This window comes from Arsenicitalea aurantiaca, from assembly GCF_003994485.1.
GTDB lineage: Bacteria > Pseudomonadota > Alphaproteobacteria > Rhizobiales > Devosiaceae > Arsenicitalea > Arsenicitalea aurantiaca.
Window position 1 is genome coordinate 234,001 of sequence record NZ_RZNJ01000004.1, and the last position, 12,901, is coordinate 246,901.

Consider the following 12,901-nt stretch of genomic DNA (forward strand, 5'->3'; position numbering starts at 1 on the left):
GGAACGCGGCGCGACGGCTATCGGTTCCCGCGCGGCCACAAAAAATTCAGGGCAGTTCGTAAGTGAGGGAAAAGTAGATGAGCGTCGTGTTGGTGAAATTGCTGTGCTGGACCGCGCTCGAGGCGCCGCCATTGGTCTGGTAGAGGACGATTTCGGTGGCGTTGGGACCGATGATGCCCTGAAGCGCACCGACGACCGCGAAGCTCGTCGAATAGCCGACGCTCATCGTCGTCCATATGGTGCCGGGCGCTGCCGCAAAGGGCAGTCCGGTAAGGCGCGCGGCTCCGGTCGAGGTGCCCCGCTGCGAGAGATGGAGCGTGCCCGAGACGAAGCAGAGCCGCCCGATGCGGGTGTAGCGGCCGGCATTCTGGCTGCCATGCACGACCCCGACCGAGGCGTTGCCGAAACTGACCGAGGGGGTGAAGCTGCCCTCGGCATAAGCGTCGAGCACGTTGGGATCGGCGCTGGGCGCGGGCGTGGCTGGAAAGCCGAGCCGGCCCGCCCCGAGCATCACCCCCTCGTCCGAGAGCCGAAGGGCTTCGGACCAGGCGCTGCCATCGGCGGAAAGCTTGACGCTGAGATCATCGCTTCCCGATAGACCGATCTCGGCCCGTCCTGAGGCGCCCGACTGGAAGACGAGGCTCGCCGTATCGGCCGGCCCGGCCTTGTCGATCATGAGCCGATGGTCGGTGCCATCATGGGCAAAAAGGCTCGCAGGACCGCGCAGGGCGAGCCGGTTCGTGGCATCGGGCGCCGTGTTGATGCCGAGGCTCGGAAGTCCAGCGGGCCCGGTCGAAAAAAAGACCTGCCAGCCGGTTTCGGTGAAGACGAGAAGCGCCTCTTCATCGCGCACGAAGACGAGCCAGCCCGGCCGGGGGTGGGAGAAATGCCAGGCGCCATCGCGGAACTGGGCGATCGCCCCCTCCGCCCCGGCCCATGCGCCGGCGGCTGCTGGGGGCACGAGATGGGCGTCGCCCTCGAGAGGCGCGGTGGGCGGAACGGTTGGGGTGCGCGAGAGGACGGCGGGCTGGACGATGCGCTCGAGCACGGCCATCGCCTCGTTGAAGGTCACCTGGCGCAGGCCCTGCTGCGCCGCGATATTGGGGAGGCCGAGCCTCGGGGTCTGGTCCATCGATATCTCCCGGAATTGCGTTGTGACCGATCCTAAGGACGGGCGCGCAACCCGGGGACAAGTGCCCGGAAATAAGCGAAGGGCGGGGAAAACCCCGCCCTTCGTTCATCATCGTCTTTCAGCAACGTCGTGGGCTTGAACCTCAGCTGATGAAAAGCACGATGATGATGATCAGCCAGATCGGAACACCCAGGAGCCAGAGGCCAAGTGCCTTGAACATGGTATGTTTCTCCTCTTGTTCTCAGTAGCGCCGGAAGACGTCGGCGAACTCGGTGCCTTCATCGCGGTGACGGCCACCCATGGACGCGGCCCAGTAGGCCCCGATGGCAGCGGCGAGCAGGGCCGCGGCGGTCAGGAAGGCTGCAACGACGCTGGTGCGGCGAGCGGTCTCGGCGGCCTCGACGGCCTGAGCCGCAGCGGCATCGATATTGGCGACGACCTCGTCGACACGGGCCTCGGCTTCTTCCTGGGTGAGGCCGGTATTGGTGGCGATCACCTGAGCAAGATAGACGCGGTCGGTTTCGGAGAATTCGCCTTCAACCGCACTGCGGGCGAGGATACGGCCGGCTTCGTCGCGAAGCGCGGTGGTATCGACAGTGGTGGTCGTTGCGACCGGAGCGACAGGCGCCGGAGTGGTGGCAGCAGGCGCCGGGGTGGTGACAGGTGCCGCCGGGGCGTCCGCATCGGCGTCATCAGCCGGAGCCACGGGCGTTGCCGGGGCGGCAGGCGTTGCCGGAGCCGGGGTTTCGGCAACCGGAGCCTCTTCGGTGCCGGCAGGAGCCGGGCGGAAGAGCACGTCGGTGAAGTAGGCAGTGGGGTCGAACCCGTCGGCAGCTTCGGCAACATCGCCGGCAGCAGTCGCCGAGGCGAGGGTTGCGGTCGATGCGATTGAGCCGACGGTGTTGGCCAGAGCGCCGACGCCGCTGACGGCGAGAACGGCACCAAGGACGAGCGAGCCGCCCCAGACCAGAAGACCATGCGCACCATCGCGCACCGCGACTTCATGCGGGCGGGCATCGAAATGCCGGCGACGCAGACGCCCCGTGAGATAGCCGCCGGCCATGAAGCTCGACAGCAGGACCCAGAGCAGCCAGGTCGCCGCGGCAATGCCGACCCAGAGCGGATCGACGCCTTCGCGGGCATTGAAGGAGGTGAAGGAAAGCCCGATCGCCGACCCGAAGGTCAGAAGGACGATCGAGATGGCCGAAGCGAGGACGATGCCCCCGAAAATCGCCGGCCAATCGACGTAAGAGGAATTGTCGGTGCCGTTCGTGGTCTCGATGACCTCGACCGATGCGGCTGGTGATGGAATGGTCATGTGTGCGCTCCTTGCCCCTTTAAAAATTCGGCTCAGCGCAGGCCGATGAAGGAAAGGATCGCCATGATGATCACGATAAGACCGACGATGTAGATGATGCCGTTCATGATTATGCCCTCGTGTTGACGCATTGGATGACTCACAACACAGGGTCGTGACCTTTGGTTGCGGCGCAGGCCCAAAAATTGTGCAGAAAAAAGGCGGGGTTGCCCCCGCCCTTCCTTGATCTCGCTTGCGACCGATCAGAGCCCGTCGGTGACGATGCTCGTCCAGGCGCCTTCGGGCTCGGCAGTGATCGCCGGATTGTCGGGCGAAACAGCCGAGAGCAGCGTGTCGACGGTCTGGCGGTAGTCGGCCTCGTCGAGCGCGCCGTTCGAGCCCTGGGTCAGGGCCGCGGCCTCCTCGACCTGATAGATCTGTGCGTCCAGCGTCATCGCGCCGGTCTGGTCGTTGTTGAGGATGATCTCGGCGGCTTCCTCGGGATTTTCGGCCGCATAGGCCCAGCCCCGCATGGAGGCGCGCACGAAGCGCGTCATCTGGTCGACGAATGCGGGATCCTCGAGCCGGTCCTCGAGCACATAGAGCCCGTCCTCGAGCATGCCGACGCCTTCGGCGACATAATCGAAGATGACGAGGTCTTCCTCGGGGATGCCTGCATCGAGGATCTGCTTGAACTCGTTGTAGCGCATGGTCGAGATGCAGTCGGCCTGGCCCTGCAGCAGCGGATCGGCCGAGAAGGCCTGCCGGATGACCTCGACGCCCTCCTCGCCCCCTTCGGTTGAGAGCCCGAGCTTGGCCATCCACGCATAGAACGGATATTCATTGCCGAAGAACCAGACCCCGAGCGTCTTGCCGGGGAAATCCTCGGTCGAGGTGATGCCCGAATCCGGCCCGCAGACCAGCTGCAGCGCGGTCTGCTTGAAGGGCTGGGCGATGTTGACGAGCGGCACGCCGCGCTCGCGTGCGGCAAGCCCCGCCGCCATCCAGGTGGTGATGACGTCTGCGCCGCCGCCGGCGATCACCTGTTCGGGCGCGATATCGGGGCCGCCGGGCAGGATGGTGACGTCGAGGTTCTCCTCCTCGTAATAGCCTAGGTCCTTGGCGACGTAGTAGCCGGCGAACTGGCCCTGCGTGACCCATTTGAGCTGGAGGGTAAGCGCGTCCTGGGCGAACGCCCCCGAGGCGCCCATCAGAACCGTGGCGCCCACAAGGGCGCCGAGAAGCTTCGTTTTCATGCTGACACATCCCCTTTTGGTTTCGGCATGCCTATGCACCACGCACAGACGGATGCCAGAAGGTGACCGCGCGCTCGATGAGCGCGATCACCCCGTAAAAGGCCGAGCCCGCGAGCGCCGCCATCGCGATCTCGGCCCAGACCATGTCGACATTCATCCGGCCGACTTCGGACGAGATCCGGAACCCCATGCCCACTACAGGGGAGCCGAAGAATTCCGCCACGATTGCGCCGATCAAGGCCAGGGTCGAATTGATCTTGAGGGCGTTGAAGATGAAGGGCCCCGCGGCGGGAAGGCGCAGCTTCATGAGGGTCTGCCAGTAATCGGCGGCGTAGCTCGAGAGCAGGTCGCGCTCCATCGCGCCGGCGGCTCCGAGCCCGGCCACGCTGTTCACCAGCATGGGAAAGAAGGTCATGACCGCGACGACCGCGGCTTTGGAAGGCCAGTCAAAGCCGAACCACATGACCATTATGGGGGCGATGCCGATGATGGGCAGCGCCGAAACGAAGCTTCCGAGCGGCAGGAGGCCGCGCTTGAGGAAGCCGCTGCGATCGATGGCGATGGCAAGAACGAAGCCGAGCCCGCACCCGATGGCATAACCTGCGAGCACCGCCTTGAAGGTCTGCTGCAGATCGGCCCAGAGCGTGCCGGTGCTGGTGAGGATGCGTGCCCAGATGGCCGAGGGGGCGGGCAGGATGACCGAGGGCACCCCGGCCCCGCGCGTGATCGCCTCCCAGCCGACGAGCAGCACCACCCCGAAGAGGAGCGGGATGATGAGCGCAAAGGGCTGTTCGGGAAGCCGCCGCAGGGCGATTTCGAGGCTCAGCCGATCGACCAGAAGCCAGGTGGCAAGCCAGACGGCGACGAGCCCGGCCCAGAATGGCGCAGGCATGGCCGGCCCGAGCGTGAAGAGGATCACCGCGAGCCCGAAAATCGCCAGCGCGCCATCGGCGAGAAGCGGCAGGGGGTGGGCGAACCGCAGGAGCGAGAGGGCTGCGAGCGCACTAAAGATTGCGAGCGGCGCGAGCCCGCCCGGCGCACCCATGCCGAGGAAGAGCGCGAGGGCAAGAACACCCGAAAGCCCGACGAGAAGCCCGAGCACCGATTGCAGGGCGCTGGGCGCGAGCGGTTTTTGGGACGCAAGGGTGATGCTCATGCCGGGCGCGCCCCCAGCCGCCGGTTGACGAGGCGCTCGGTGAGCGTGACGGCGAGCACGAGGAGAGCCGCGAGGATGGAGGCGACGAAGAGCGCCGACCAGATCTGGATGGTCTGGCCGTAATAGGAGCCGGCAAGGAGCCGCGCGCCGAGCCCGGCCACGGCGCCGGTCGGCAATTCGCCCACCACCGCGCCAACGAGGCTTGCCGCGACCCCGACCTTCATGGAGGCGAACAGATAGGGGAGCGCGCTCGGCCAGCGCAATCGCCAGAAGGTCTGGGCGGGGCTTGCCGAATAGGTGGCGAGCAGATCGAGCTGGATCTGCTCGGGCGCGCGCAGCCCCTTCACCATGCCCACCGCGACCGGAAAGAAGCTGAGATAGGCCGAGATGATCGCCTTGGAGAGGAAGCGCGCCGGGTCGGGCGGCAGGCCGAGCTGGCCGGTGAAGATGTTGAACCCGATGACGACGATAAGCGGCGCGAGCGCGAGGATCGGGATGGTCTGGCTCGCGATGATCCAGGGCATGAGCGAGCGGTTCGTCGCCCGGTTGTGGACGATGAGCACGGCAAGCCCGATGCCGAGCACCGTGCCGATGCCGAAACCGGCCAGCGTCGCCGAAAGCGTGATCCAGGCGTGGAAAAGAAGCGAGCGTGGCATGTGCGGGGGCACGAGCGCGGTCGTGTTCCAGATCTCGCGAACGACCTGATGAGGCGTCGGGAGGATGGGCTTGTCCTGGTTCCAGACATCGCCGACGAACTGGGTGAACGGCACATCGACCGCGCCCGCCCGTCCATAGACGCCCTGCTGCCAGGGCGCGTTCATGGGAATGGCGGCGGCATACCAGACGAGCACGAGGACGGCGAGCACCACGCCGATGGCAAAGGGCGTCGAACGGGTAAGCGCCTGACCCATGGGCTAGAGCGCCTCCTCATAGGAGTGGCCGGCGCGCAGGCCGTCGCGGACACGGGCGGCGATCTCGAGAAATTCGGGGCTTTCGCGGATATCGAGGGGGCGTTCGGCCGGCAGGGTCGAGCGGATGATGTCGGTCACCCGGCCAGGACGGGGGCTCATCACCACGATGGTGGTCGAGAGATAGACCGCCTCGGGGATCGAATGGGTGACAAAGCAGATGGTCTTGCCCGTGCTCGCCCAGAGCCGCAGGAGCTCGGCATTGAGATGATCGCGCACGATCTCGTCGAGGGCGCCGAAGGGCTCGTCCATGAGGAGGATATCGGCATCGAAGGCGAGCGCCCTCGCGATCGAGGCGCGCTGCTGCATGCCGCCCGAGAGCTGCCAGGGGTGCTTTTTTTCAAACCCGGTCAGATTGACGAGCGCGAGGGCGCGCGCGATGCGCCCGGCACGCTCGGCGCGCGGATAGCCCATGATCTCGAGAGGCAGGGCGACGTTCTTTTCGATGGTGCGCCAGGGGTAGAGCGCCGGCGCCTGGAAGACATAGCCATAGGCCCGGTTGCGCCGCGCGCCTTCGGGGGTCTGGCCATTGACGCTGATGGTGCCGGCGGTGGGCCGTTCGAGATCGGCGATGACCCGCAGGAGCGTGGTCTTGCCGCAGCCCGATGGACCGATGAAGGAGACGAACTCGCCCTTTTTGACGGTGAGATCGACATTGGAGAGCGCCACGACATCGCCATCGCCCGTGCCGAAGGTGAGCCCCAGCCCCTGCGCGGCGATGACCGGGGCGGCGCTGGAGCCCGGCGCCTCGGCCGGGGACTTCATACTCGTGACCTCTCCACCCACGACGCTCAGACCCCGCTCGCCGGAATGCCGGTGCGCTCGACCTGTCGCGGGGCGGTGATCGCCTTCCACTGGCTGAACGCCCGGTTGACCGGGTTCTTCGCCTCGCGCGGGACGAAGCGGCCATGGCCCTGCCGGACATCGAGCGCATCCTCGGAGACGGCGACATGGCCGCGCGTCAACACGAAGCGCGGCAGGCCCTCGACCGAAATGCCTTCGAAGACATTGTAGTCGATCGCCGATTGCTGGGTTGCGGCCGAAATGGTCTTGCGGCGGGCTGGATCCCAGACGACGAGATCGGCATCGGCGCCCACCAGCACGGCGCCCTTTTTCGGGTAGAGCCCGAGAATCTTGGCGATGTTGGTTGAGGTGACGGCGACGAACTCGTTGGGGGTGAGCCGCCCGGTCGCGACCCCGCGCGTCCAGAGGACCGGCATGCGATCCTCGAGCCCGCCCGTGCCATTGGGGATCCTGGCGAAATTGCCGATGCCGGTGCGCTTCTGGGCGGTGGTGAAGGCGCAGTGATCGGTGGCGACGACCTGGAGCGAGCCCGAGGCGAGGCCGGCCCAGAGCGAATCCTGATGGGCCTTGTTGCGGAAGGGCGGGCTCATCACGCGGCGCGCCGCATAGTCCCAGTCGGGGTTCTGGTATTCGCTCTCGTCGAGCGTCAGATGCTGGATCAGGGGCTCGCCGAAGACACGCATCCCCTTCTGGCGCGCCCGGCGGATCGCCTCATGGCTCTGCTCGCAAGAGACATGCACCACATAGAGCGGCACGCCGGCCATGTCGGCGATCATGATGGCGCGGTTGGTGGCTTCGCCCTCCACCTCGGGCGGGCGCGAATAGGCATGGGCCTCGGGCCCCGAATTGCCCGCATCGAGCAGCTTCTGGGTCATCTGCGCGACGACGTCGCCATTTTCGGCATGCACGAGCGGCAGCGCGCCGAGCTCGGCGCAGCGCTGGAAGGACGAGAACATCTCGTCGTCATCCACCATCAGCGCGCCCTTATAGGCCATGAAATGCTTGAAGCTGGTGATGCCGCGATCGACCGTATCGGCCATCTGGCGCCACACCTCCTCGCCCCACCAGGTGATGGCCATGTGGAAGGAATAATCGCAGCCGGCCTTGCCGGTCTTGTTGTCCCACATGGTGAGCGCATCCATCAGGCCCTGGCCGGGCGATGGCAGGCAGAAATCGACCACCATGGTGGTGCCGCCCGAGAGTGCGGCGCGCGTGCCGCTCTCGAAATCATCGCTCGAGTAGGTGCCCATGAAGGGCATTTCGAGATGGGTATGCGGGTCGATGCCGCCGGGCATGACGTAGCAGCCGGTGGCGTCGAGCGTCTTGTCGCCCGACAGATCGGGGCCGATCTCGGTGATCACCCCATCTTCGATCCGCACATCGGCGGGGTAGGTGAGATCGGCGGTGACGACGGTGCCGTTCTTGATGATGGTGCTCACGCGATCCTCCGGTGATGTGCTGACGGCTGGAGTGGGGCTCGGTCACCTCTCCCTTCGGGGGAGAGGTAGGGATTTGCGAAGCGAAGGCCGGGTGAGGGGGCCTCGGCGGCCTCGGCCAGGGCCTCGAGCACGCCGTCGATGTTTTCGAGAACGTCGTTGTTCCAGAACCGGACGCCCCGATAGCCATGTTCGGCAAGGGCTGCGGTCCGGACCTCATCCGAAGCGCTGTCGGCGTGCTGGCCGCCATCCAGTTCGACGATCAGATCCCGCTCGCGGCACGCAAAATCAGCGACGTAGCGGCCGACGGGGTGCTGCCTGACGAATTTGAGTCCGCAGAGCTGCCTATTGCGCAGGCGCGACCAGAGTTTTGCTTCCGCATCGGTGCTGTTGAGCCGCAATGCCCGGGCGCGGCGGGTGAAGCGTGAGAGGCTCGGCATCAGAAGGCCCCCTCACCCGCCGCTGCGCGGCGACCTCTCCCCCCAGGGAGAGGTGGCGCAGGCCGCCGGCAAATATGCTTCACCGCAAGCGCAGCCGATCCTGCCCGATCTCCGCTCACCCGACGATCTCCGCCGTTTCCACTACCGCGTGAAACAGCACGTCGGTGCCGGCGGCGGCCCATTGGGGGGTGATGTCCTCGGCCTCGTTGTGGCTGAGCCCGTCGACGCAGGGGCACATGATCATGGCGGTGGGGGCGACGCGGCTGATCCAGCAGGCATCGTGCCCGGCCCCCGAGACGATGTCGCGATGGCTGTAGCCGAGGCGCAGGGCGGCGCGACGCACGGTGTCGACGCATCCCGGATCGAAGGTGACCGGATCGAACTGGCCGACCGAAGCGATGGCGCATTCGATGGCAAGGGCTTCGGCGATGGTTTCGGCGCCGAGGCGGACGCGGGTCTCCATCTCCTCGAGCACGGCCTTGTCGGGGGAGCGGATGTCGACGGTGCAGACCACCCGGCCGGGAATGATGTTGCGCGAATTGGGATAGACCTCGACATGCCCGATCGCGCCCACAGCATCGGGCTGGTAGTCCATCGCGACCTCATGGACGAGCTCGGTGAGCCGGGCCATGCCGAGCCCGGCATTGCGCCTCTTGTACATGGGGGTCGAGCCGGTATGGGATTCCCGCCCGGTAAAGGTGACCTCGAGCCATTTGAGGCCCTGGCCGTGGGTGACGACGCCGATCTCGACGCCTTCGTCCTCGAGGATCGGGCCCTGCTCGATATGAAGCTCGAAAAAGGCGTGGATCCTGCGCTCGCCCACGGGCTCGGCGCCCTTCCAGCCGATCCGTTCGAGTTCATCCCCGAAGCGCCGGCCCTGCGCGTCGCGCCGGTCATAGGCGAAATCGCGCGTATGAACGCCCGCAAAGACGCCCGAGGCGAGCATGGCGGGAGCGAAACGGGTGCCCTCCTCATTGGTCCAGTTCGAAAGGACGATCGGGCGGCGCGTGCGGATGCCCAGATCATTGAGGGTGCGGACGACCTCGAGCCCGCCCAGCACCCCGAGCACGCCATCGAACTTGCCGCCCGTGGGCTGGGTATCAAGATGGCTGCCGATATAGACCGGGTCGAGATCGGGCTCTTCGCCCTCGCGCCGGGCAAACATGGTGCCCATCTCGTCGAGGCCCATTTCGAGCCCGGCGGCCTCGCACCAGGACTGGAAGAGCCGGCGCCCCTCGGCATCCTCGTCGGTCAGGGTCTGGCGATTGTTGCCGCCCGCCACCCCCGGCCCGATGCGGGCCATGTCCATGAGGCTCTCCCAGAGCCGATCGGGATTGATCCTGAGGTTTTCTCCGGGAGCAGACATGAGACGCCTATCGCATATGGCCCGGCCGCGCTGGCGGCATCGGGAGGGTGGGAAGGGCGCGCCGGGTCCATCGGGTCATTTGAGGCTCGGAAAGGTGAATTCCGCCCCCGATTTGATGCCGGCGGGCCAGCGCGTGGTGACGGTCTTGAGCCGTGTGTAGAAATGGACGCCCTCGGGGCCGTAAATGGCGTGGGCGCCAAAGAGCGATCGCTTCCAGCCCCCGAAGGAATGATAGGCGACGGGCACGGGGATGGGTACGTTGATGCCCACCATGCCCACTTCGATCTTGTCGGCGAACTCGCGCGCCGCATCCCCGTCGCGGGTGAAGATGGCGGTGCCATTGCCATATTCATGGGCGTTGATCATGCGGACCGCCTCGGCATAATCGGGGGCGCGCACGACCGAGAGCACGGGGCCGAAAATCTCCTCGCGATAGATGGTCATGTCGGGGGTCACCCGATCAAAGAGCGTGCCCCCGACATAATAGCCGTTCTCATAGCCCTGGAGCGAGAAGCCGCGCCCGTCGACGACGAGTTCGGCGCCCTCGGCGACGCCCGTGTCGATATAGGAGACGACCTTGTCGCGATGGGCTTTGGTCACGAGCGGGCCCATCTCGGCCTCGGGATCGGTCGCGGGCCCGATCTTGAGCTTTTCCACCCGCGGGCGCAGTGCGGCGACCAGCGCATCGGCGGTCTTTTCGCCCACCGGGACGGCGACCGAAACCGCCATGCAGCGCTCGCCGGCCGAGCCGTAGCCCGCGCCCATCAGCGCATCGGCGGCCTGGTCCATGTCCGCATCGGGCATCACCACCATATGGTTCTTGGCGCCGCCCAGCGCCTGCACGCGCTTGCCCGCGCGCGTGCCGCGCTCATAGACGTATTGGGCGATGGGGGTCGAGCCGACGAAGGAGACCGCCTTGATGTCGGGATGGTCGAGGATGGCGTCGACCGCTTCCTTGTCGCCATGGACGATGTTGAAGACGCCCTCGGGCAGCCCCGCTTCCATGAAGAGCTTCCAGGCGAGCATGGGCGCGGACGGATCGCGCTCTGAAGGCTTCAGAACGAAGGTGTTGCCGCAGGCAATCGCCAGCGGATACATCCACATCGGCACCATGGCGGGGAAGTTGAAGGGCGTGATGCCCGCGACGACCCCCAGCGGCTGGCGATCTGAATGGCTGTCGATCGCCGGCCCGACATTGCGCGAGAACTCGCCCTTGAGCAGATGCGGGATGCCGCAGGCGAAATCGACGCAGTCGATGCCGCGCGCCACTTCCCCCAGCGCATCGTCATGCACCTTGCCGTGCTCGCGCGAGATCTCGCGCGCCAGATCGTCCGCATGCGCATCGAGCAGCGCCTTGAACCGGAAGAGGATCCGCGCCCGCTTCATCGGCGGGGTCGCAGCCCAGCCGGGGAGCGCGGCCTTGGCCGAAGCGACGGCCGCATCGATCTCCTCGAGGGTGGAGAGCGGCAGGCGGGCCGTCTCCTCGCCCGTTGCCGGATTGAAGACGGGCACGATCCTCGTGCTCGCCGAGGGCACGAGCCGCCCCCCGATGGCATTGGCGATGATGGTCATGATGCTCCCGCTCCTATGGAATGGATTTTCTGTTCCATGCCATATAGAATGTTTATTCCACCTCACTCAAGTCCGGTCAGGATGTCCCTCAGCGTCTCGGCGATGAAATCGATGTGGCTCTTTTCGACGATGAGCGGGGGCGAGAGCGCGATGATGTCGCCGGTGGTGCGGATCAGGAGCCCCGCCTCGAAAGCCTTGAGGAAAGCCGAGAAGGCCCGGCGCGTCGGCGCGCCGGCGATGGGCTCGAGCTCGATGGCGCCCACGAGCCCGATATTGCGGATATCGATGACATGCGGGCAGTCGCGCAGGCCATGGAGCGCGTCGGCCCAGTATTCGGAAAGCTCCGCCCCGCGGGTGAGAAGGCCCTCCTCGCGATAGGTCTCGAGGGTGGCGAGCGCCGCGGCCGAGGCGATCGGATTGCCCGAATAGGTGTAGCCGTGGAAGAACTCGATCAGGTGCTCCGGCCCGGTCATGAAGGCGTCGTGGATGTCGGCGGTGACCATCACCGCGCCCATCGGGATGACGCCATTGGTGAGGCCCTTGGCAGTGACGAGGATATCGGGGGTGACCCCGAAATAATCGGCACCAAAGGGCGCGCCGAGCCGCCCGAACCCGGTGATCACCTCGTCGAAGATGAGGAGGATGCCGTGCTTGCTCGTGATCTCGCGCAGCTTCTGGAGATATCCCTTGGGCGGCAGGATGACGCCCGTCGAACCCGCCACGGGCTCGACGATCACCGCCGCGATGGTCGAGGGATCATGGAGCGTGACGATGCGTTCGAGCTGGTCGGCCAGTTCCGCACCATGCTCGGGCACGCCGCGCGAAAACGCGTTGCGCGCCGGATCATGGGTATGGGGCATGTGATCGACGCCCGTCATCAAGGTGCCGAACATCTTGCGGTTGGTGACGATGCCGCCGACCGAAATGCCGCCGAAATTGACCCCGTGATAGCCCCGCTCGCGCCCGATGAGGCGGAAGCGACTGCCTTCGCCCCTGGCCCGATGATAGGCGAGCGCGACCTTGAGCGCGGTCTCGACCGATTCCGAGCCCGAATTGGTGTAAAGGACGTGATCGAGCCCCTCGGGCGTGATCTCGACAAGGCGGTTGGCGAGCTCGAACGCCTTGGGGTGACCCATCTGGAAGGCGGGCGCGTAATCGAGTTCGGCGGCCTGCTGCTGGATCGCCTCGGTGATCCGCGGGCGGCAATGGCCGGCATTGACGCACCAGAGCCCCGAGGTGCCGTCGAGCACCTGACGGCCATCGGTCGTCGTGTAATGCATGTCCTTGGCAGTCGCGAACATGCGCGGCGCCTTCTTGAACTGGCGGTTGGCCGTGAATGGCATCCAGAAGGCGCTGAGATCGTTCGGCGCGACGTTGCGGCGGTTGGACACGGCAGGACCCCGTTGTAACCTGACCAGGACGCTCATCTTATTGGCACTGGGGCCGGGGCGTGCTAGCAGGATTTTTGACCAGT

General features: G+C 66.2%; 11 protein-coding genes. All 11 read right to left on the reverse strand.

The genetic code is table 11. From position 1 onward, the window contains the following. Positions 1–46: 46 nt before the first annotated feature. The 11 genes from EMQ25_RS12390 to aptA all read right to left on the reverse strand — a co-directional run bounded on the left by EMQ25_RS12390 (position 47) and on the right by aptA (position 12,818). A complete protein-coding gene (locus EMQ25_RS12390; protein WP_127188897.1) occupies positions 47–1,132 on the reverse strand; it encodes a DUF2793 domain-containing protein in 1,086 nt (361 codons plus the stop codon). Positions 1,133–1,373: 241 nt separating this feature from the next. Beyond that, the gene (locus EMQ25_RS12395; RefSeq protein ID WP_127188898.1) at positions 1,374–2,450 is read right to left on the reverse strand and encodes a hypothetical protein; all 1,077 of its coding nucleotides are present in this window, start codon (positions 2,448–2,450) and stop codon (positions 1,374–1,376) included. 242 nt (positions 2,451–2,692) lie between these two features. Further along, complete coding sequence (locus EMQ25_RS12400; protein WP_127188899.1) at positions 2,693–3,685, reverse strand: ABC transporter substrate-binding protein; 993 nt, start codon at positions 3,683–3,685, stop codon at positions 2,693–2,695. Between the two features lie 31 nt (positions 3,686–3,716). Beyond that, on the reverse strand, positions 3,717–4,841 hold the full coding sequence (locus tag EMQ25_RS12405) for an ABC transporter permease (protein ID WP_204570026.1): 1,125 nt from the start codon (positions 4,839–4,841) through the stop codon (positions 3,717–3,719). Beyond that, on the reverse strand, positions 4,838–5,752 hold the full coding sequence (locus EMQ25_RS12410) for an ABC transporter permease (protein WP_127188900.1): 915 nt from the start codon (positions 5,750–5,752) through the stop codon (positions 4,838–4,840). The genes EMQ25_RS12405 and EMQ25_RS12410 overlap by 4 nt, the downstream gene beginning before the upstream one ends. Before the next feature lie 3 nt (positions 5,753–5,755). Beyond that, complete coding sequence (locus EMQ25_RS12415; RefSeq protein ID WP_127188901.1) at positions 5,756–6,574, reverse strand: ABC transporter ATP-binding protein; 819 nt, start codon at positions 6,572–6,574, stop codon at positions 5,756–5,758. Positions 6,575–6,600: 26 nt separating this feature from the next. Further along, a complete protein-coding gene (hydA, locus tag EMQ25_RS12420) occupies positions 6,601–8,052 on the reverse strand; it encodes a dihydropyrimidinase (protein WP_127188902.1) in 1,452 nt (483 codons plus the stop codon). Then, positions 8,049–8,489, reverse strand: a complete 441-nt coding sequence (locus tag EMQ25_RS12425) for an endonuclease domain-containing protein (protein ID WP_127188903.1) — start codon at positions 8,487–8,489, stop codon at positions 8,049–8,051. Before EMQ25_RS12425 ends, hydA begins: the two co-directional genes overlap by 4 nt. 115 nt (positions 8,490–8,604) lie before the next feature. Next, positions 8,605–9,855, reverse strand: a complete 1,251-nt coding sequence (locus tag EMQ25_RS12430; protein WP_127188904.1) for a Zn-dependent hydrolase — start codon at positions 9,853–9,855, stop codon at positions 8,605–8,607. Positions 9,856–9,930: 75 nt separating this feature from the next. Beyond that, positions 9,931–11,427 carry a CoA-acylating methylmalonate-semialdehyde dehydrogenase gene (locus tag EMQ25_RS12435; RefSeq protein ID WP_192895664.1) on the reverse strand — a complete coding sequence of 499 codons (1,497 nt, stop codon included), beginning with the start codon at positions 11,425–11,427 and terminating at the stop codon, positions 9,931–9,933. A 62-nt stretch (positions 11,428–11,489) separates the two neighbouring features. Beyond that, the gene (aptA, locus tag EMQ25_RS12440; protein ID WP_127188905.1) at positions 11,490–12,818 is read right to left on the reverse strand and encodes an omega-aminotransferase AptA; all 1,329 of its coding nucleotides are present in this window, start codon (positions 12,816–12,818) and stop codon (positions 11,490–11,492) included. Positions 12,819–12,901 lie beyond the last annotated feature (83 nt).